Source organism: Bacillus sp. FSL R5-0523, assembly GCF_037975295.1.
Lineage (GTDB): Bacteria > Bacillota > Bacilli > Bacillales > Bacillaceae > Bacillus > Bacillus subtilis.
In genome coordinates, this window is sequence record NZ_CP150251.1 from 3562170 (window position 1) to 3582703 (window position 20534).

The 20534-nt window shown below is 42.7% G+C and carries 21 protein-coding genes and 2 pseudogenes; 3 read left to right on the plus strand and 20 right to left on the minus strand.

From position 1 onward, the window contains the following. Positions 1-109: 109 nt before the first annotated feature. The 15 genes and pseudogenes from NYE53_RS18205 to NYE53_RS18275 all read right to left on the minus strand — a co-directional run bounded on the left by NYE53_RS18205 (position 110) and on the right by NYE53_RS18275 (position 11727). On the minus strand, positions 110-463 hold the full coding sequence (locus NYE53_RS18205; protein WP_014481129.1) for a hypothetical protein: 354 nt from the start codon (positions 461-463) through the stop codon (positions 110-112). A gap of 12 nt (positions 464-475) precedes the next feature. After that, positions 476-1466 (minus strand): annotated as a pseudogene (locus tag NYE53_RS18210) (transposase); the annotation flags it as partial. Between the two features lie 131 nt (positions 1467-1597). After that, entirely contained in the window at positions 1598-1807 is a 210-nt protein-coding gene (locus NYE53_RS18215; RefSeq protein WP_021480772.1) for a hypothetical protein, read from the minus strand. 13 nt (positions 1808-1820) lie between these two features. Further along, on the minus strand, positions 1821-2339 hold the full coding sequence (locus tag NYE53_RS18220) for a hypothetical protein (RefSeq protein WP_041334792.1): 519 nt from the start codon (positions 2337-2339) through the stop codon (positions 1821-1823). A 7-nt stretch (positions 2340-2346) separates the two neighbouring features. Next, positions 2347-4158: a T7SS effector LXG polymorphic toxin gene (locus NYE53_RS18225; RefSeq protein ID WP_339246094.1), complete on the minus strand. Its 1812-nt coding sequence runs from the start codon at positions 4156-4158 to the stop codon at positions 2347-2349. A gap of 18 nt (positions 4159-4176) precedes the next feature. Further along, on the minus strand, positions 4177-4437 hold the full coding sequence (locus tag NYE53_RS18230) for a YwqI/YxiC family protein (RefSeq protein WP_014478191.1): 261 nt from the start codon (positions 4435-4437) through the stop codon (positions 4177-4179). Between the two features lie 9 nt (positions 4438-4446). Beyond that, the gene (locus tag NYE53_RS18235; protein ID WP_010332155.1) at positions 4447-4869 is read right to left on the minus strand and encodes a DUF5082 family protein; all 423 of its coding nucleotides are present in this window, start codon (positions 4867-4869) and stop codon (positions 4447-4449) included. 219 nt (positions 4870-5088) lie between these two features. Next, positions 5089-5196, minus strand: a pseudogene (locus NYE53_RS18240) (hypothetical protein); the annotation flags it as partial. Between the two features lie 69 nt (positions 5197-5265). Continuing rightward, a complete protein-coding gene (locus NYE53_RS18245) occupies positions 5266-6051 on the minus strand; it encodes a YwqG family protein (RefSeq protein ID WP_339246096.1) in 786 nt (261 codons plus the stop codon). A gap of 220 nt (positions 6052-6271) precedes the next feature. Next, positions 6272-7461 (minus strand): IS3 family transposase gene (locus NYE53_RS18250; RefSeq protein ID WP_339245518.1). Its coding sequence is split into 2 segments (ribosomal slippage): positions 6272-7161 and positions 7161-7461, totalling 1191 coding nucleotides; the frame shifts between segments, so codons are not numbered across the junction. A gap of 106 nt (positions 7462-7567) precedes the next feature. Beyond that, a complete protein-coding gene (uglF, locus tag NYE53_RS18255) occupies positions 7568-8890 on the minus strand; it encodes a UDP-glucose 6-dehydrogenase UglF (RefSeq protein ID WP_133954622.1) in 1323 nt (440 codons plus the stop codon). Positions 8891-9084: 194 nt separating this feature from the next. Continuing rightward, positions 9085-9849 (minus strand): tyrosine-protein phosphatase, encoded by a 765-nt coding sequence (locus NYE53_RS18260; protein WP_339246098.1) that lies wholly within the window; start codon positions 9847-9849, stop codon positions 9085-9087. Positions 9850-9897: 48 nt separating this feature from the next. Further along, positions 9898-10614, minus strand: coding sequence for a tyrosine-protein kinase PtkA (ptkA, locus tag NYE53_RS18265; protein ID WP_339246100.1), 717 nt, complete (start codon positions 10612-10614; stop codon positions 9898-9900). Then, on the minus strand, positions 10604-11350 hold the full coding sequence (gene tkmA / locus NYE53_RS18270) for a protein-tyrosine kinase activator TkmA (RefSeq protein WP_003227811.1): 747 nt from the start codon (positions 11348-11350) through the stop codon (positions 10604-10606). Before tkmA ends, ptkA begins: the two co-directional genes overlap by 11 nt. A 233-nt stretch (positions 11351-11583) precedes the next feature. Beyond that, positions 11584-11727, minus strand: coding sequence for a hypothetical protein (locus NYE53_RS18275; protein ID WP_003242876.1), 144 nt, complete (start codon positions 11725-11727; stop codon positions 11584-11586). 202 nt (positions 11728-11929) lie between these two features. Here NYE53_RS18275 and NYE53_RS18280 point away from each other — a divergent pair, with 202 nt between their 5' ends. Both NYE53_RS18280 and NYE53_RS18285 read left to right on the plus strand, forming a co-directional pair. Further along, the gene (locus tag NYE53_RS18280; RefSeq protein WP_268555918.1) at positions 11930-13540 is read left to right on the plus strand and encodes an SWIM zinc finger family protein; all 1611 of its coding nucleotides are present in this window, start codon (positions 11930-11932) and stop codon (positions 13538-13540) included. Beyond that, the gene (locus NYE53_RS18285) at positions 13527-16295 is read left to right on the plus strand and encodes a DEAD/DEAH box helicase (protein ID WP_339246105.1); all 2769 of its coding nucleotides are present in this window, start codon (positions 13527-13529) and stop codon (positions 16293-16295) included. The genes NYE53_RS18280 and NYE53_RS18285 overlap by 14 nt, the downstream gene beginning before the upstream one ends. Before the next feature lie 125 nt (positions 16296-16420). Here NYE53_RS18285 and ywpJ read toward each other — a convergent pair whose 3' ends face one another. From ywpJ to ywpG, 4 genes are all read right to left on the minus strand, one after another. Beyond that, positions 16421-17278: a phosphatase YwpJ gene (ywpJ, locus tag NYE53_RS18290; protein WP_339246107.1), complete on the minus strand. Its 858-nt coding sequence runs from the start codon at positions 17276-17278 to the stop codon at positions 16421-16423. A gap of 5 nt (positions 17279-17283) precedes the next feature. Beyond that, positions 17284-18060 carry a transcriptional regulator GlcR gene (gene glcR, locus NYE53_RS18295; protein WP_339246108.1) on the minus strand — a complete coding sequence of 259 codons (777 nt, stop codon included), beginning with the start codon at positions 18058-18060 and terminating at the stop codon, positions 17284-17286. Positions 18061-18285: 225 nt separating this feature from the next. Then, positions 18286-18627, minus strand: a complete 342-nt coding sequence (gene ssbB / locus NYE53_RS18300) for a single-stranded DNA-binding protein SsbB (protein ID WP_014478203.1) — start codon at positions 18625-18627, stop codon at positions 18286-18288. Between the two features lie 76 nt (positions 18628-18703). Then, complete coding sequence (gene ywpG, locus NYE53_RS18305; RefSeq protein WP_014478204.1) at positions 18704-19087, minus strand: DynA interaction protein YwpG; 384 nt, start codon at positions 19085-19087, stop codon at positions 18704-18706. A gap of 174 nt (positions 19088-19261) precedes the next feature. On the opposite strand from ywpG, the gene NYE53_RS18310 reads away from it, so the two are divergent. Continuing rightward, the gene (locus NYE53_RS18310) at positions 19262-19672 is read left to right on the plus strand and encodes a YwpF-like family protein (RefSeq protein ID WP_003227794.1); all 411 of its coding nucleotides are present in this window, start codon (positions 19262-19264) and stop codon (positions 19670-19672) included. A 124-nt stretch (positions 19673-19796) separates the two neighbouring features. Here the strand turns inward: NYE53_RS18310 and NYE53_RS18315 are convergent, their stop codons facing one another. Beyond that, on the minus strand, positions 19797-20435 hold the full coding sequence (locus tag NYE53_RS18315) for a class A sortase (RefSeq protein ID WP_326208686.1): 639 nt from the start codon (positions 20433-20435) through the stop codon (positions 19797-19799). Positions 20436-20534 lie beyond the last annotated feature (99 nt).

Below are 20534 nucleotides of genomic sequence, written 5' to 3' on the forward strand. Positions count from 1 at the left end.
TTAACTAGTGTCTGTTTTTCTTTGTATTCATTTTTACTTTGAAAATTGTTTGAAAACTTACAACTCCAGCTTCTGCAAACTTTATTAATAGTTCTAATTAAATGTTTAACTACATTTCATTATTCGTAACTTTGTTTAATATAAATTCTATATTTTTAACTATTTCAATATGGCTATTTGTCTGAAATTCATATATGGGTTGATCCCAATCCTCATTTTGCATCATAACTAGTTGATAAAATCCATTAGCATCCGCATCTGGATACCAACCTAAATCAAGTAAGTAATTTTTACGAGAGTATGTTAATTGCATTAAATCTTGTGAAAAAAACAACCATTTTTCATCGTCTGGTGCTAGGTTTTTCGGATCAATTTCTCTAAAACTGTTTTGATTTATGGTCCATCCTTTTGGAATCCTTAAGGGTTGTAAACTTATTTCTGGCATTTTTTTTATCTTTCTCATAAAAGCCTCCTATTACTTATCAATACCAAGTTGTTTTAAATACTTATCTAATCGACTTCCAGCAATCGGATGACCATGATATTCACCACCAGAAAACTCCGCTCTAATCCAGCTTGTTGGTGTACCTAGATCATAACCGACTGTTTTTCCTGCATCATAAATGAAATAATAGTTGTTATTTCCATTATCAATAATATGACCTTTTAGAAGTGCCTCTTTTTCTAAAGCTTTGTTATTCACATCTGGTAAGTACTGAGCAGCTTTTTTACCTGTCATACTAAAACGTTTTGCTTCTTCAGGTGTTTTAGCCTTAACATGTTTATGGCCATGCGGAGTAAACGAAGCATTATTAAGCATCGTTCTAAATTCTTTACGACCATAATATCCATCGTGCGCTACTTTATCGTGATTTTTAGAAATGTTAGGACTATGAGAGCTTCCCTTACGACCGCCATCACTAACCATTTTCACAATCCCAAGATCCTTAACAGCCGTCTTTTCCACATCGACACGGACTGTCGGGATTCCGAATGTGAAGCCATCCGGAGTTACAGGGCGTTCTGCGTACACGCGGACGTTTGTTGGGACTTTGAATTGTTTTACTTTTTCTAATGTCTTGTTAGCTTTTTGGACTTTTGAATGGGTTGCAAGCGGGATGCCTTTATCAATGTGTTTCGCCAATGCACTGGCTCCAACCAAGCTCAATGCCGCTTCGAGCGCCCCTTGCTTCCGCTTCTCCTCAGACACTTTGTTTCCAAACATATCCCGTCCCGTGACGGCTTCTGAGAATCCGTTTGATGCTACAAGGCCGTATGCGCCCATTTCTGTCATTTTTAGAATGTCTAAGGATTTGCCTGTTTTGTAGGCATCTAATGCGTGTTCAGCAGCGATAGCTGCTTTTCCGGTTTTGTAGATAGGCTTTTCCGCCTTTGAAGGCGCGGCCTGCCCAGCCGACGACTGGTATATATCCCACGGCTGCCATGGTGCCGACTGTGACGCGTTCAAAGCCTATACTTATTTACGCTATATAAAAAAGTGGACAACAAACTAATAAAAAAACCTTGAAAGGCTTCAGTGCCAATCAAGGTAGAAAATCAAACCAACTCGAAGCTTTTATTTGTTTTTAATAATGCCTTAAGATTTTTTAACAATACTATTAATTCCTTCAAATATAATATCTCTCATAACTTCATTATTACTGTTATAATTTCTTTCATTTCTTATTTTATTAAAAACCTGCTTTATAACCCCATCAATCATTATTGTTAATCCTTCTATATCTTCTTCACTACCCTCCTTTTTAAAACTTTCATTTATTATTACCAAGCTATCATCTTTTGACATTTTATTTTCTCCTTTACTCTCTTTCTTTCTCATTAAAAACTTTGTCTATATAATTTACTTCATCAAAAATCCAGTATCTATCCTCTTCAGGAATATAACTAGTAAAGTCTTCCCGAACCCCTGTCCAATTATTAGGAACATAATTTTCAAAAGGTAATAACTCAGGATACAGCGAAAGAAGCATTTTTTGATTAAAGTCTATATATAATGATGGCCTTAATTCTAGAATAGTACTTTCATAATCCTGATGTTCAACTAACTTCTTTAATTCTGAAGACGGGATAATATAGTCAGTATATTCTTTTAAATAAAGACGATAATTATCTTCATTTACAACTGAAATGTTATTTCTTAGAGAAAGAGCAAAGTCCATATCAAAACTAAACCCGTTTTTTTCATAGGCTTCTTTATATTTCATGATATCTAGTATCCAAACATCTCTTTCTGTTAGATACCATGAGAATTGAGAAGAAGTCTTTACCCCGACTATTATATTTTGGGCATACTCCGGTTTTAATAACAACGAAAACACCACTTTCTCATTCTATTTTTTTGGCTGAATGCCCATATTCCTCTAACCACTCTATCCATGGTTCCGCCGGAAGTTCATAACTAACTCCCGGTGTCGTAGGATCAACAAGCTTTGGAGCAGTTCTCCCCTGGTTACGAGGGTTTTTAGTATATCCATACTGATCAATTACTGTCTCCTTGATTAAATCATCAATCTCTTTAGGTACCTTAAATTCTACAATTTCTCCGCCTGGTCTTGCTACATCTCGATAATATTTAGCGTGTTCTAAATTGTAAGCACTTATGTTTAAATCAGCATTTTTAATAGGAATAGCAATGCTTCCATCACTATTTACTTTAATTCTATACTGACTTGTTTTATTTCCCGCTCCTCCTCCTTGAACTCTGTAATAACTTACTGATTGTTCGACAGGATCGACAGATTTTTTACTTGATTGTAACTTATCATTATTTACTTTCTTCGTATATAATTGTTTCTTCTCTGGCTTTAAGTCAAATGTATGGCCAGTCGAAGTAACAATCTGTTCTTTATTTATATGACCACTTTGCTTAATTTTAGAAAAAGAATAACTCTTATCAAGATTTCTTCCCATCGCTAGCGTATTGTCAACCGACTTCGCCAATGCACCAGCACCAACCAAACTCAATGCCGCTTCCAGCGCACCCGTTTTCCGCTTCTCCTCAGACACTTTGTTTCCAAACATATCCCGTCCCGTGACGGCTTCTGAGAATCCGTTTGACGCTACAAGGCCGTATGCGCCCATTTCTGTCATTTTTAGAATGTCTAAGGATTTGCCTGTTTTGTAGGCATCTAATGCGTGTTCAGCAGCGATAGCTGCTTTTCCGGTTTTGTAGATGGCTTTTCCGCCTTTGAAGGCGCGGCCTGCCCAGCCGACGACTGGTATAAATCCGGCTGCGGCCATAGCTCCTGCTGTCACACGTTCTGCGGTGGAGAGTTTTTCTCCGGTAACCGGGTCAACGCCTTCAGTTGCTCTTTTATAATCATAATAGCCAGTGACTTCTCCAGTAAAGTTGCAAACTCCATCCCATGTTTTTTCGTACCATGGTTTGTTTGCTTCTTCCTCGGCTTTTTCTTGGAGACGTCTTGCTTCTGCTTGCTGGGCTTTTGCATCAATATAGGTTGTTCCTTGATTTTCTACTTCAATCACGCTTTTGTAGACTTCATTGCTGTGGAAGGCTTTTTTGTCATAGTACATAGGGGATGCGCTCTTCCCGTTGCTGGTGGCCTGCATGAGAACAGAATATTTGGTGAGCACTGCGTTGTCCAGAGATTCTAAATTTTGATATTCAGTGGTCAGGGATTCATCAAGCTTATCGACAGCTGTGATCGTGTCACGTCTGACTTTTTGGGCATCGCCCATCTTATCTGCATACTCGTCAAGCGTGTACATGTCGAGATCAATAATATCGCTGATGCCTGACAAAATAGAATCGATTTCTTCTTTATGAGCGGAGACAATCTCTGAAGCTTTCAGGTCGCCATTGGGCAGCTCATGATCCAAAAATGAAGTTTCCACATATGAATTATTGAGTTCTTGATCTTTAATATCTCCTGAAATGCCGTTTAAAAACGCAATTTGAGCAGAGACAAGCGTCAGCCAGCTGTCTACGATTTCCGCCTGCCCCTGAAAAAAATCTTTAATATTGTCCGCGCCTTTTCCTTTAAAATTATCGCCTAAATCTGCAACTCCCTGAAACGCTTTTTTCAGCGTATTCAGCTGCTCCTCAAGCGTCTCATATTGCTTTTTTCTGCTCTTCGCTTCTTCGATTAAAGATTTTGATTCAAATACTTTACTCATCGCACTGCCCTTTCTGTTCTATTTTACCGCTATCGCCTCGTCCTGCTCTTTAAGTGAATCTACGTTATCCTTTGTATCCTCGATATTTTTCTGTACCGCTTTTTTGTAATCTCCGAGCATGGTTTTGATGTTCTCCTCACGCTCATGATATTTTTTCGTATAATCGAGTTTATTTTTCCCATTGGACCCCGCGGCGCCGATTGTTACGTCAGCAAGCGCATCTTTGACAGAATCTAATGTTTTGATGACTGTGTCGTACTTCAGCTTAATTTCTGACATAAAAAAAGATCACCACCATTTTAGTTTACTAATTTGTCTTCCTGCTTCTTCTACGAAATCTTCTCCTTTAGCAAGAAGGTCGCCTGCGGCATTCGCTGCACTTTTTGTCAAATTCAGCTCAAATTTCTCTGTCTCAAGCCAGAATATTTTGCTTTGAATCGAAGCCATATACTCGTTATATTTATCATTCACAATCTTAGATGCTTCAGATTTCGCCTCTTCTCTTCCCTTGTCGAAATCATCGGCTTTTGTTCCCGTCCAATGCTTGCCCAATTCTGGTTTTACAATTTCTTTGATTTCAGTGATTGCCTCTTCTTGCAGTGTGTCTATGTCCTTTTTTGCTTTTTTCAGCTTTTCGATCTTGTCTTCAACGTCGGAAATTTTTCCGTTGAGCGAACTTTTGATATCCGCCAGCATACTTTCATAACCCATCTGAATCACCTCTTAATACTCAAAAAGTCGTATGGAGGGGCTGATGAAGATAGACTTTTCCATACTTTATTTCCATATATTATATTTTAAAATAGCCAGAAGGCGGCTTAAATAGGGTAAATGGCTTAATTTAGGCATATAACGCTCTTGAAATGTAGGTATTTGATCTTGTTTTTGTTCGTTATACAGCTAATAAAAGCGTTTTATTAAATTGAAATACCTAATGTCATAGTTATAAAGGCACTTGAAAGAGGCAGATGTTGTTGATCTGCCTCTTTCAGTGCTGAGCTTATTGTTCATCTGGTCGGCCACGTCTGATTTTGTCATTTGGCTTATATTATTTCCGCTTCTCATCCTATTGGCATCAGGTGTGACCCTTTGGATCAAAAGCTTGTATTAGCTGCAGTCCCAGTTGTACAGAACGTTTGAAAAGTCTTTTTTCCTTAGATCGTCAGGTGTGATGAAAAAATTGGCGATGCCGACGTCTCCCCACATTGAATCGATATCATCGTCTGAATCAATTTGTAAAAGCATGATGGTGTGTTCTTTATATGCGTATTCCCGCGGATCATGCTGGGTAAAAGAAGCGTATCCGCCGATTTTATGGCCAAATCCGTTTTCAGCCAGTTCATTATAAATGTCTTCTTCATCCTCGCCGAACTGACCAAAGAACTCCATTGTTTCCATGCCTGTATACTGCTCAAATTGAAAATCTGTAGGCAGCACCCATTCCGAAGATTTCACAGGCTCGACTGCCGCTTCTGATAAAATCGGAAAATCACAATCGCCTGTACCAATAAATGAAAAATCAGAAACAAGCTCGTCTTCGTTTTCTATGATATTTTCAAAATAGATCACTCTGAAATTCTTTTGTTCACATCGATCGTCAAAATTCAATCCATAGACGTCATCATGAACAGAAATGTAGAACTGCAGGATACCTGAAGAAGGGTAGCCGTCAAGCTGGGGAATGTGCGAGAAATTAATCTGTGCCAGAAGCTTCATCGGCTGTCCATTTTCGTCAGTCGGATATGTTTCATGCTTGGGGAAATAGGGATCACCGGCAATTTTGCTGTCATATCGTCCTGTTTTCCCTGTTCGGACATTCAATTTCACATATTCTTTCGCTGATTTCTCCAGCAAGTCGCGGTACGGTCTCATTTTTTCGGGCAGATGATTCATCAGATTCTCTCCTTTTCCGGCATCTCCAATTATTTTTGGAAGGTTTTATTTTCTGGTTTTCTTCTAATGTTTTTCAAACGAATGTTTAAAGAAGCCCTACTTCTGCATAATTTTCCAAACAATAGTTAAATAGTAGCAAATGTATTCAGCACCCCGCAATAGATGAAAAAAAGACTGGTGCGCTGGTCTTACCCCTGTCAAGTAGACAGCCATAAAAAGCCTAAGCAACCAGTGTGTTACGGTATTCTACCGGAGCACACTGGTTTAATTTTTTCTGGAATCGTTCGTGATTATAGAACTGGATGTAATCTTTAATGCTTTTGTGGAGCTCTTTTTCAGTTTGGCATGAAGAAAAGTATGTATTCTCTGTTTTGAGGTGCGAGAAAAATGATTCGATACAGGCGTTATCCAGGCAGTTTCCCTTACGGGAATGGCTGCCCTTCAAACCAACGGTTTCAAGTCGCTTTTGATATGCTTTTGTTGTGTATTGGAATCCTTGATCAGAGTGGAGAATGGCCCCTTGGACATCCCGTTGAGTTGTTAAACTTTCCACTGTTTTCATCACCAGTTCAAGATCATTTCGCTTTGACAGTTTCCATGCGACAACCTCATTGTTGTAAAGATCTTGTACTGCAGAAAGATAATAGAATCGTTGTCCGCAAGCAATATAGGTAATATCGGTTACATATAACTGATTAGGCTGATTGGTTTGAAATTCTCGGTTAAGCCGGTTTGGCAGGACAACCGATGCCTTTCTTCCAAAATAACGACGCTTTTTTCGAATAATCGAGTGGATGTTCATCTCTCTCATCAATCTGTAAACACGCTTATGGTTGACGCAGAAACCTTCTTTCTTTAAAGCGACAGTAATCCGAGGATAGCCATAGAAAGGGCGTGAATGATGAATCGCCATGATGTGCTCTTTTATGATCTGATCTCTCTGTTGCCTTGCCATTCGAAACCTTTGAGCCTTGCGCCATTTATAGTACCCTGACCGTGACACTTTGGCGATACATACCAGCCACGTAATCGGATAACGGTCCTTCAATTCGTGAACAGCTTCAAATCGTGCTGCCTTCAAAATCCGTCCTCCCCATGCAGATTTGGATAGCGCTTTTTTAGGTATTCGACCTGTGCCTTTAAATAATCTCGTTCTTCCTCAACACTTTTAAACGTTGTTTTAGGGCGTCCAATAAAAGGATTGTCTGACTTTGTATCTTTTCCCCTTTGATCATCAAAAGACTTGCCTTCCCGATATGTTTTCACCCAATTTTTGAGCTGGGTTGAACTTCGAAGCCCTAATTCTTCAGCTAACGTGTTATAGCTTTTGTTTCCTTCCTCGTACATTTTGACAGCTTTCATCTTAAATTCTTTCGTATAGTTTTGAAAGTGTTGCCCTTTTCTCGCCATAAAAAATCCCCTCCACGTATAGTGTAACAGCCACTTTTGAAAAGCGGGCTTTTTACACTGTCTACTTAGAGGGGATAATATCACGCAACCAGCCTTTCTTTTTCATCTATTGAATTGCACCTGACGGAACAACCGCCTTCCGTCCGACAGAATAATACTCCACTCCTGCAGCCAAAGCCTCATCCAATGTGTAGCAGTTTCTGCCGTCAAATATGAGCGGCGTTTCCATCAAATCCTGATAAGCCGCTAACGGGAATTGTTTAATGTCAGCCCAGTCGGTTAAAATCATGACGGCGTCAGACCCTTTGACAGCTTCCTCGATCGTCTCTTTATATTCAACAGCTTGCGGGAGAACATGCTTTGCATGGCTAACTGCAATGGGATCGTAGGCTCTAATACGGGCGTCGAGCGCAGCGAGACGGTCTGCAATAACAATTGACGGCGCTTCTCTCATATCGTCGGTATTCGGTTTAAATGACAGGCCTAAAAGGGCAATCGTTTTTCCCGTCACCCCGCCGAGCCTGTTCAGCGCTTTATCAACCAGCATCGCCTGCTGATTGTTGTTGACTTTGATAACCGATTTCAGCAGTTCAAAATCATGCTTGACATTGCCGGCAATTTGCACGAGGGCGTTTGTGTCCTTTGGAAAACAAGAGCCGCCGTAGCCTATGCCCGCTTTTAAAAACTGGCTCCCAATCCGCTTATCCTGTCCCATCCCGTACGCGACTGCTTCAATATCGGCGCCGACCTTTTCACATATATTCGAAATTTCGTTTATAAAACTGATCTTAGTGGCCAGAAAAGCATTTGAGGCATATTTGATCATCTCGGCGCTTCTGATATCCGTTTGGTAAATCGGGATTTGAAACGGACGGAAGAGCTCTTCAAGCGTATTTGCTGTTTTCTCATCGGCCGTCCCGATCACGATCCTGTCACCATGAAAGGTGTCATAGATCGCCGACCCCTCACGCAAAAATTCCGGATTGGATGCGACCGAAATACTGACAGGCTCCGCTAGATGTTCAGTGATCAGTCCATTAATCAAATCGTTTGTCCCAACGGGCACTGTGCTTTTCGTTACCACGACTGTATCTCGTTTGACATGCTTTGCGATGCGTTTGGCCGCATCTGTAATTTGCTCCAGATTGGCGTGCCCATCGCTTTTCTGCGGTGTGCCGACCGCTATAAAAATGATGTCTGCCTGTGCCAAGCCTTTCTCATAGCTCGTTTCAAAGTTCAGCCGTCCATCAGCTGTATTTTTTCTCATCAGCTCTTCAAGACCTGGTTCAAATATGGGGGAAATGCCCTTTCTCATTTCATCAATCTTGTGAGCGTCAATATCAATGCAGGTTACATGATGTCCAATCTCAGAAAGAGAAACACCTGTCACAAGACCGACATAGCCTGTTCCGATGACTGTTATATTCATTGTTTCCCTCCAACAGTTAAATTGCTGCTTTGCAGCTTCCGTAATATCGTATGAGAACATCCTATCATGAATGCGAATGATCTCCCGCATAGCCTGTCGGGTACAGCCTGTACAGATTTCTGAAATGTGATTCAACCATACAATACACTATTATATCGCTCTCAAAAAGAAAGTGGTGAAATGAGAATCGGCTGTTAAAAAAGACCAAACAATTTTCTTCTTTTGACCGGCTGCGGAGGCTGTCTGAAGATGGTCTGATTCCGCAGGAGAAGCTCTGCATTTTCCGTCAGCATATAAGGAAGTTCCGAGCCGAATTCTTTCTCTAGAACATAAAGAGCCTCTTGGGTGTGAAAATTTCTCGTTTTCACATTATGGGCATCTGAGGCTACGAAATGGATCAAATTGGCTTCAACCAGCCGGAGAGAAAATGCTTTCAGCTGCTTGCCGAAGGTCCCCGCAAGACTTCCTGAAGTAATCTGAGATGCTGCTCCTTTTTCCACAAGATGATACAGCAAAGACGGGTTTTCGCGAATTTCCCTGTTGCGTTCAGGATGGGCGATAACCGGAATATATCCTTTCAGCTGCAAATCATAAAAAAGCTGCTCCGCATATCGGGGAACGTGATCAAACGGAAACTCAATCAAGATGTATTTTGTATCATTCAGCGAAAGCAGTTGCCGTTTGGCAAGGTCTTGTTCCACCTCGCCGTAGATTCTGATTTCCTGTCCCGGAAGCACATGTAAAGGAATGTCTTCTTTGATTAAACGTTTGTTTAACTGATTTGCTGCTTCTCTGACTGCGGCTGGCTCGTTTTTATACACACCGTTGTTATGATGAGGTGTCGCAATGATCGTCCGGATTCCCTGACGAACAGCGGCTCTTGCCATTTCTATGCTGTCGGCCGAATCACCTGCCCCGTCATCCAATGCGGGAAGAATGTGACAGTGAATATCGATCATGTCCTAGCCCCCTTTTTTCGCAAAAATAAATAACGGGCACGATGCACGTTATTTATTTTGCATGAAATTGTCCTTGTTTCCGTAATATCCGTATTCAGAGTGCTTCGAAAGCTTTTTGCCGTTTATAATCGCCCCAAGGAGCTTGCTTTTGCACGTTTCAAGCGCCTCTTTCGCTTTTGCGGCTTGTTCTTTTTCTGTTTTCCCACTTGAAATAACCAGAACAGAACCGTCTGCCACGTTGCCTAAAATCTGTGCATCTGCTACGGCAAGAATAGGCGGCGTATCAAAAATGACCATATCATATGCCGCACACGCTTCGTATGCAAGCTCCTTCATCCACTTCGAGGAGAGAAGCTCGGCCGGGTTTGGCGGGATCGGGCCGCTCGTCAGCACGTCAAGATGTTTTTCATACGATGCTTGTACAGCCTGCTCCATAGAGCTTTTCTTTAATAAAACAGATGTTAAGCCAACCGTATTTTCAAGGAAAAAGGCCGTATGTACTGTTGGTTTTCGCAAATCAGCATCAATCAGGAGCACTTTTTTTCCCTGTTGGGCGAATACGACAGCCAGATTGGCGGCCGTTGTTGATTTTCCTTCCCCCGGACAAGCCGATGTAATCATGACTGATTTCATCTGGCGGTCCACTGAAGCAAATTCTATATTCGTGCGAATCGTCCGATATTGTTCAGAGTTCAAGGATTTCGGCTCTGTCATTGCAATGACATTTCTCCGCATCCGCGAGTCTCTGCTTTTTCTAAGCGCCAAAATGTCCACTCCCCGTTTTTTCAGATTGGAAACCCTGTAAGGTCTTTGCTGTTTTCTGCTCATTCGCAATGGTGGAAACTGTCCCTAAAACAGGTATGTCCAGCAAGGATTCGAGCTGCTCTTCCGATTTGATCGTATTATCCAAATGCTCAAGCAGGAAGGCCAGTCCGATGCTTCCCGCCAATCCGGCCGCAAACGCGATGGCAATGTTTAGAAGCGGCTTTGGCGATACAGGGGACGGATGTTCTGAAACCTCGGCTTTTGACAGAATGCTGACATTGTCAACATTCATAATAGATGTGATTTTGTCTTGAAAAACAGATGCTATAGTATTGGCAATATGAGCCGCTGTTTCCGCGTTTTCATCCCTGACTGATATGTTGACCACTTGGGAGTCCTGTTCGCTGGATACGGTAATTTTGTCATTCAGTTCTTGGGATGTCATCGACAGGCCCATTTCTTTAATGACTTCATCTAAGATGGCAGGGCTTTTAATGATGACATTGTACGTATTGATTAACTGAAGATTGGTTTGGACATCGTTAAATTGAACTTCTTTTCGTTCATTTTTCGATTGGTTGACCAGAATCTGAGTTGAATTTTCATAGATGGGTGTAAGTGCGAAGAAACTAATGAGTCCGCCGGCAGCAGTGGCAGCTGCGGTTACAATCATAATCAAAAGTATGCGTTTTGTTAACGTTGATAATATCTCTTTTAAGCTAGTAGATTCTCCCATGATACCTCCAAATCTCTTATAACATCCTTTTCCATTTACGATTATACAACGTTGAAACCGCATTTCTCCAGCTTTTCACGTGACATAATTCGACATTTTTTTACAAAACGATATGTTACTCTTTTTTATGTAAGCGCTATATTTACTGTGTTGACAGTGCTGTCTCATTTTCTCTTATTCGTGCAGTCACGTAATCTCGCATAAAAAAATCCCGCTAAAGGCGTGCGGGATTTTTATGTTGCATATCCATTTTTAATATGAGAAATCAAATTTTCAAGCATTTCCTTCGTCGTCATCTCAGATGACTGCTCACCAATTTCATGTGCATGCATCAAAATTTTCAGAAATTCTTCTTGATTCAATTTCTTTTCACTCATCTTTTTTTCCTTTCAGCTTCCATTAAGTTGAAAACACGATTATTATATGATGCTGGTTATCAATTTGCAATCTCTAATACATCATTCGACACATCCCATTTTTTATGTCCTTTTTTAGGAAAAACTTTTTAAGGCCGATGTGTTGCGATATAATAGAGAAATTGGATCTTTTTATTACGTGACTCGGTTAGGAGCGATAATCATGCTTCAGAATATGATTTCCAAAGACGATGTGCTGGCATCTGCTGAACAGTTAAAAGAACTTCTTCCTTACAATGAAGAAAATGTTCAGCTGATCAAAAAAGCCCTTATTTTATATCGGCAGGATTCAGTCTATCGTTTACAAGCAGTGAGTCCGACGGAAGTTACGGCTTACGTGCAGGATGTTGTGCCTGTGCGGGTCACATTGAACTTGTTTGTCATAGTCAAAAGCGGCTGTTCATGTCCGTCCGGAAGAATCTGCCGCCATATGCTGGCTGTGTTTTTATATGTATATGCAATGTTCGAGCGAGTGGGTACTTTTACAGAGTATTGGCTCGAGAGGGAAAAGCTTGAGGAAAGCAAAGAGCTCGTCCGCCGCCAGTTTCAGGAAAAGGTGCTGCCGAATGAAGAATCGCTTTCAAGCTGGCTTGCTTTTTTTGATTCAGAGTTTTCTCTCTGGCAGGCACGTACGCCAGAAGGCAGTCAAAACATGCAGGGCCTTTATTACGGCTACCTGTCCGCATTAAAAAAACATGGGCCGAACAAGCCGGAGCTGAAAAGCCTGTATCAGATTCATTCCGCGATTGCGGTTTGGCTTCGCATGTTCACATTGATTGAAGCGGGCAAGCTGAACCCCGAACAAGATTTTTATTCCCTCAATCCGTACGTTGAACAGCTGATGGATACAATCTACAGCTCTATTGATAAATTAAAAACATACGCGCTGTCTTTTGCGCTTGATCCGTTTTTGGATAAAACACCGGATGTTATCCGACCTTTGCTGTTGAAAGAAGAAATTTTCCAATATGAACGCATCCGCGTCTTCGGTGAAATTTGGAGTGCGCTGCTGTCGCGGCCAAAATGGGTGGCACGTGAACAGGAGATATTGAAAAAAGAAGCAGGACGGCGTTTTTCTCCCGAATTGCAATTCGGGCGCCTGCATTTGGAATTCCTGCAAAAGAATGATGACGTTATTTTTGCGGAAGCGGATCAATTCCCGCCAGAAGCGCTCCCTTATACATTCCAATGGCTGAGTGAAATGACTGCCAAGAAGGACTGGAAACGGCTTAAAACATGGTACCAGCAAATTGAGCCAATTGCGATGGGTTATACGAAGCTGGATAAGCCGTTTAAAGAGATTCGCGATGTGATCGGCGAGCTGTTCCTTCTGTTGAATGCCTATGTAAAGCAAACCAATGATCAAGCGCTGTTTGAGCGCTTTGCCGCGGGCTGTCTGCCGTATACGTTCACAGAATACAGCCATCATTTATATGAAAAAAAACGCTATGCCGAGTGGATTGAAATTCATAGCCTTGTCGGCTTTTCCATCAATGAAATGGATAAAATGATGCTCAAGGAAATTGCAGCGAGCGACCCTGAGGCGCTTATACCGGCTTACCATAGAGAAGTGGCTTTTTTCATCGATCAGAAGAACCGCAGCTCGTACAAGGAAGCCGCCCGGTATTTGAAAAAATTGCGCACCCTGTACAAAAAAGCGAAAAAGCAGAAGGTGTGGGAGCGGTATATTCAGCTGCTGAGCTCGCATTACAAGCGCCTGCGTGCGCTTCAAGAAGAACTGCAGAAAGGAAAGTTGATTGATGGCGAGTCTTAAAGAAATTCTCATCCACGTCGAACAAATGGAAGATGGGTCATTTACGCTCTCAGCCTTTGATGAGAATGAGCAGCCTCTTCCCTACAGCCATATGAAAAAGCATTTGTTCCAATGGCATGAATCCTCATTTTACGGAACCTTTCTAGAGGATGTCAGCTTCATCGGGACGACTGCTGTCCTGCTATCTCCATGGATGACTGTAGAGCTTCTCGGCAAAAACTCGTTCAACTCATTCAGCTCCGTGCAGCTTACAGAAGAAACGGAGCCGCTGATCGAGGCGGCCTCGACCATCTATGAATTTATCGCGGACGGCGATTTTCTGCCTGACTATGACGCATGGACAAACGGTGTTTTTCGCTGGAAGGACCGCGATAATATACTGGAAGGCTTTACTGCGGAATGGTTTTCCTCTGCCGTGCAGGATTACATCCAATACGACGATGACCTGCGGGAGAAATGGGAACATATCAAGGAGAAATCGCCTGCGGTTACGTCATTCCGCGGCCATTTTCTTGATGAAGAGGATTTTCTGGAAGGCATTGGCTGGATTGACGACCAATCTCCATTTACTGTCGGCTTGCGCTTAAATGAACCAGACTTTGACGGAGACGAATGGAAGATCGAGATGTTTTTACGCGATAAAAAGAGCGGCGCTGTAGAATTTTTTGACGGGCTGAAGAGCCTCAAAAAATCGTGGCAGGCGTACAGCGATAAAATCGCGCGTGAGCAGGACCGCTTTCACAGAACGGTTCCGTGGCTGTCGTTTGATTCTGGGACAACGCTGATCTCGGAGGAAGAAGCCTGGATCTTCCTGTCAGAAGCAAGTGAGACGCTTGTCGATATGGGGGTAGAAATCCTCCTGCCGTCCTGGTGGCAGATTGTCAGAGACAGCAACATGATGCTGAAAGCAAAGGTGTCTTCCTCCCCGCGCGGCGAGTCATTTGTCGGCATGAATGCACTGCTTGATTTCAACTGGCGGTTTGCTACAAATGGAATTGAACTGACTGAGGCTGAATTTAATGAGCTTGTCGCCAGCAACAGGCGCCTTGTTAATATCCGCGGGCAATGGGTTAAAATCGATCCGCAGTTTATCAAACAGATGAAACGCCTGATGGAAAAAGCAGAATCAGAGGGACTCCACATGTCTGATATTCTGGCGCGTGAGCTAATGGATCAGCAGGATGGCGGACTTGAGGATTCGGATCTGATTGATACATCCGCTTTCGCCGGCATTCAGTTTGATCTGTCTAAACAGCTCAGGTCACTGATTCGAAAGCTCACTGCCGCGGAAAACCTGCCGGAGCACGAAGTCAGTCCTTCTTTCAAAGGAACGCTCCGCCCTTATCAGAAATACGGCATGAACTGGCTGCTGTTTCTGCGGGAAAGCGGTTTTGGCGCCTGTCTGGCTGACGATATGGGGCTTGGGAAAACGATTCAAATGATCGCCTATTTCCTTCACGTGAAGGAAATAGGCCGGCAAAAAACGCCTCATTTGATTATTGCGCCGACATCCGTACTTGGCAACTGGCAGCGGGAGCTTCAAACTTTTGCCCCTGATCTGTCTGTCGCGCTCCATTATGGGCCGCGCCGGCCAAAGGGTGATGATTTCGCTGCGCATTATGAAAACGCAGACGTGGTGCTCACTTCATACGGTCTGTCACATGCCGATACTGAAGAGCTTTCTTCTGTGACATGGAACACGATCTGCCTTGATGAAGCGCAAAATATTAAAAACGCGCATACGAAGCAATCACGCGCAATCAGGAAGCTGAAGGGGCTTCACCATATCGCGCTGAGCGGCACGCCGATGGAAAACCGCCTGACTGAGCTGTGGTCCATTTTTGACTTCATGAATAAAGGCTACCTCGGCAGTTTGACCGGCTTCCATAAACGCTATGTGCTGCCTATCGAAAAAGACCGGGACGAAAAGAGAATCGGACAGCTTCAGCAATTAATCCGGCCATTCCTTCTCCGCCGGACGAAACGGGATGAAGAGGTCGCGCTTAATCTTCCTGAGAAGCTGGAAGAAAAAGAATTTATCCCGCTGTCAGCCGAGCAGGCATCACTTTATGAGCAGCTCGTCAAAGACACTTTTGACCATATGACATCACTGACCGGCATGCAGCGAAAAGCGCTGATCCTCAGCATGCTTGGACGGCTCAAGCAAATATGCGATCATCCCGCGCTTTATTTAAAGGAAGAGCAAACCGAGCTGCTGGCCGGCAGATCAGTCAAGCTCGAAAAATTGCTGGAACTGATGACAGCGATCCGCGCCCAAAACGAAAGCTGCCTGATTTTCACGCAATACATTCAAATGGGGAACATGATGAAGCGGCTGCTTGAAAAAACGTTCGGGGAACCTGTGCAATTTTTAAATGGGAGTCTCTCCAAGCAAGAGCGGGATACACTCGTTGAGAAATTTCAGAGGAAAGAATATCCGACACTGATTCTCTCACTCAAAGCTGGAGGCACCGGACTTAATTTGACCGCCGCCAATCACGTCATCCATTATGACAGATGGTGGAACCCGGCGGTTGAAAATCAAGCGACTGACCGTGCATACCGCATAGGCCAGGAGCGCTTTGTCCACGTTCATAAAATGATTACGACGGGAACAATCGAAGAAAAAATTGATGTCATGCTTGAATCCAAGCAAACCCTGAACGATCAAATTATCCAAAGTGAAAACTGGATTACCGAGCTTTCCACACAGGAGCTTGAAGAATTGTTTACACTAAGCGCTACAGCGCAATAATCATGACTAAAAAAGCTGGCTCTGAAAGAGCCAGCTTTTTTCCGTTCATAGCCGTCACGCCGAATTTCCAAAAAATCCGTTACGCCGGTTATCAACAGGATGCGCTTTTGTGGCAGCACATATACTCACAACAAATGTTTCATCATATGTGCGACACCATGTTCGTCATTGGTTAAGGTGACAGCATCGGCTATCGATTTGATGTCTTCCCGGGCATTGCCCATCGCTACACCTTTTCCCGCAGCCTCCAGCATCGATTTGTCATTTAAACTGTCACCTACAGCCGCGGTTTCCTCGAGCGTAATATTCAGCTGTTTTGCAAGCCTCTTCAGCGCCTGCCCCTTGGAAGCTTTGCGGGAAGAAAGCTCAAAGTTGTGCTCAGCCGAACTGACAAGCGTCAAATCTTCGGCATGCTCATATCTTTTCCAGCCTGCCTCAAGCTTTTCTTTGAAGAAAGAAAAGCCGAGAATATTGTAAAAATCGATTGGCTGATCGGCTTCAAACAGCTCTTGAAAGGAGTTAATGTAAGCAAAGCCCGATTGGCTGTATTGCACCTCGGCCGCCTGCTTAAGGACAGAAAGATCCGCTTCCGGATTTGCGCTTCTGAATCTGTCCAGCTCAACATCAAGAAGTTCTCTGCCGTTTTGCGGAGTATAAATCGCTGAACCTGTGAATACCTCATAATAATAGTTTTCCGACTCAAGCCATGAGAGAATATCATACGCCCGTTTTTTATCAATCGTTTCGTGATGATAAAGCCTGCCGTCGGGATCGTGAATGACGGCGCCGTTTGCACTGATGACCCATGTTTTGATCCCCAGCGGTTCAAAGATTGACATGACGTCAAAATGAGCGCGCCCAGTTGACACCACCACCTCAATACCGTTCCGCTGCGCCTGCCGCAGTGCGTTTTCATTTTCCAAGCTTACCTGATGCTTGCTGTTGAGTAAGGTTCCATCTAAATCAATCGCAATTAATTTCACGTTTGTCAGTCCTTTCCTTCATCCTGCTCTGTCACGAGAAGCTCAACGCCGTTTCGGTCAAGCAAGTCACAAAATGCCTGATTCGGCAGCCTGTCTGTAATCAAGAGGTCGATTTCATTCAGTTCCGCATACTGATAAAAACTGGTGCTGCCCAGCTTAGAATGGTCTGCAAGCGCGATGACCTGCTTTGCCTGCTGTATCATTTTCCGCTTCACCATGCCATCCTCTTCATGCGCAATTGTAATGCCATGTTCGGAAATACCGACCACACCAATCAGCGCTTTATCAACATGGTAGCTTGAGAGTTTTTCAATCACAGAGGACCCGTACAGAAAGCGGTGCTCCTTTTCCAGCTTGCCTCCCAGCAGATAAATTTCAATTCCCTCTGTATCGGACAGCACATCCGCAAGATTAATCGAATTGGTGATTACCGTACAATCAACCGCATTCAAATGCTTTGCACATGCCTGAACAGTTGTAGAGGCGTCTAAAATCACCCGGTCACCATCATGAATAAGCGATGCTGCAAGTCTGCCGATCTTATTTTTTTCCTCAGACACTGTTTTCAGGCGGCCGGAATAGCTTTGAATTTTCTGATGCACAGTCGGTAAAATGGCGCCGCCTCTTGTGCGGATGATGGCATTCTGTTCCTCAAGTTTCACAAGATCTCGTCGCGCTGTATCCCTTGACACTTGCAGGAGCGTACAGATCTGCTCCGTTGTAATTCGGTTATGCTGTTTTAAAAAATCCAAAATCGCTACTAATCTTTCTTCTTGGTACACGCCCTCATTCCTTTTCTCAGCAATCATTTATAAGCAATTATAAGTTTTTATTTAATTTTATTCAACACTAATAAGTGATTTTAAGTAAAAATGCGTCGAGAGAACCAATTTTTCCTAAGTAGACAAAAAAGAAAGAACCAGTCTGGTCGACTGGTCAATTTTGAGGGGATGATGCGAAGATCCGGATAATAGTGAATGGATAGATAACGGGAGGAGCAAGGGGTGTCAATCAGCAGCTTTTTCCCGGGGTTTAGGGTCCATAAAACGAACAGTGTCAGCCAACACTTCTGTTACATACACGTTAACGCCTTCCGCGTTTTCATAGCTTCTTGTCTGAATCCGTCCGCTTACGCCGACGAGAGAACCTTTTTGGCAATACAACGCTGTGTTTTCAGCTGTTTTTCTCCAAAGTGTGCAATTGACGTAATCAGCTTCGATTTCACCTGAAGCATTCTTGAAACTGCGGTTTACCGCGAGCGTAACATGTGCAACTGCCGCACCGGCGGAAGTGTAGCGAAGATCAGGATCTTTTGTAAGACGTCCGACAAGCATGACCTGATTGAACATGCGATTCCTCCTCTCCTTGCGGTTTTATGTATTGTAAATGATGCAACAAAAAAAGAAAAACGCTTAAAAATGGCTTTCAGCCTCTGTTTTTATCTTTCGTTTTCATTTTTCCTTCAGCTAAAAACATCTTTTGCTTTTTTCCTTTGAAGAAATATGTACTTTTTAAAAAACGGAAAAAGATTTGCTTTGTCAGCCAGTTTTGCGTATTCATGCGCACATAGGAAGAGCCATCCCACGCAAACCACTGAAAGCTCAATTTTTTTTCCGGCATTGACAGCTTGATTTTATACTGCTCCATGCCATCTTGTGTTTCGTATAAAAAACTTATTCTTCCTTTTTTGTTCAGATGAACCTCAAACACTTCTTTACGGCTTAACATATATGTTACTTCCTTTTGAATCAAATGGCTTTCAGAAGGAGCGCCGTCAATATAAATTTCTTTTAAACGAAATTGATTCATACCACATCTCTCCGTAATCCATAGTCAGTTACAGTATAATGAAAAAATAGAAATTATTAAATGTTTCGCTCATACAAAATTCTTTAGCCCCAACATTGCAGGATTTTTTCCTCGAAAACGTTTATGTTATAATGGAAGGCAAGAAAACTTTGGAAGTAATCGGGGTGAGAAGAAATGAAAACCTTTAAACTGGTTGACCTGAATGTGGAACGAGTGGACAAGGAAGAACAATCAATTGAACAGTTTCCCCTTATTGACGGACTGATTATAAATAAAGAAGACGGTGAAAATCACTGGCTGATTGAGGCGCTTGTACAGAAAGAACATCTGTCTTTTTTTGAACAGCTTCAAAACAGCCAATCTGAAGCCAAAGTATTTGTAACGATCACGAAAAAAAGCAATCGCCCCGCCCAGCTGACAGCAGCAGTGAAAAATATCGTCAAGCTGGAAGAAAGCATCCAGGTTTTACTCTATGGACAAATGGTCACAAGAAAACAGCAGGGCACTGAAACCATTCTCGAGTCCCTTGTAAAAGAGGGCTATACAGGAACAAAACTCATTGAGGCATTTAAGCAAAAATTATAAATATGAGGGGGCATGTTCCCCAAAACAGACACAGAACCGAAAAGCATCACAATAGACTTTTTGAATAAATATGTTATGCATGAAAAAAGCTGCCGTTTTGAACGGCAGCTTTTCTTTTCCATATTTAATTTGTATGGCCAAAAGAATCAACCAATTCCCCTTTCACAACGAGGCGCCCTTCGGTTTTGACCGCCTTGTCACATGTGATTAACGTAATCTCCTTTTTGTTTGTCTCCTCAACTACATCTGCATCCATTTCCGATATGATGTCTTTCGATGTTACAGAATAGATATAATCCTTTTTAAAATCCGTGATGACAATTTGGGCACCTGTTTTTATATTTTCCAGAGGTCCGAACAGAAGATTCTTTTGCTTCAAATGATGGCCCGCCAACGGATAATTTCCCTCACCCATTTTTTGATCCGGGCGCATTGTTGCCGCCCCTATCAAAAGATTTTCATTGGTTGTGCCTTTTACGATCGGAAGCTCCAGATCGACACTTTTAATTGTTATCCGCCCGATAACCGCTTTTTGATCGTGATTAAAGCCGGCCTTTACAGCATCCATTAACTCAGGCGGCTCGATTGAATCAAATTCATATTCCGCTTCTCTCTCATTATTTTTTTTCAGCTGCTCCACAGTTAAGGCCGATTCACTCTGGCTTTTGCTAAGATAAGCTATAATTCCACCTTTGATATAAGGAGAAGAGATCAGCAGCAGTCCGAAAAGGATGAACACCGTAATGATCATTTTCTTGTACATGCAAAAAACCCTTTCTTATGCATCCTTCTAAAAACGCTCCGTGTCACTTTCACTTTTCAAAAAAGCACCTGATCGATTCTTCAATGATCAGGTGCCTTC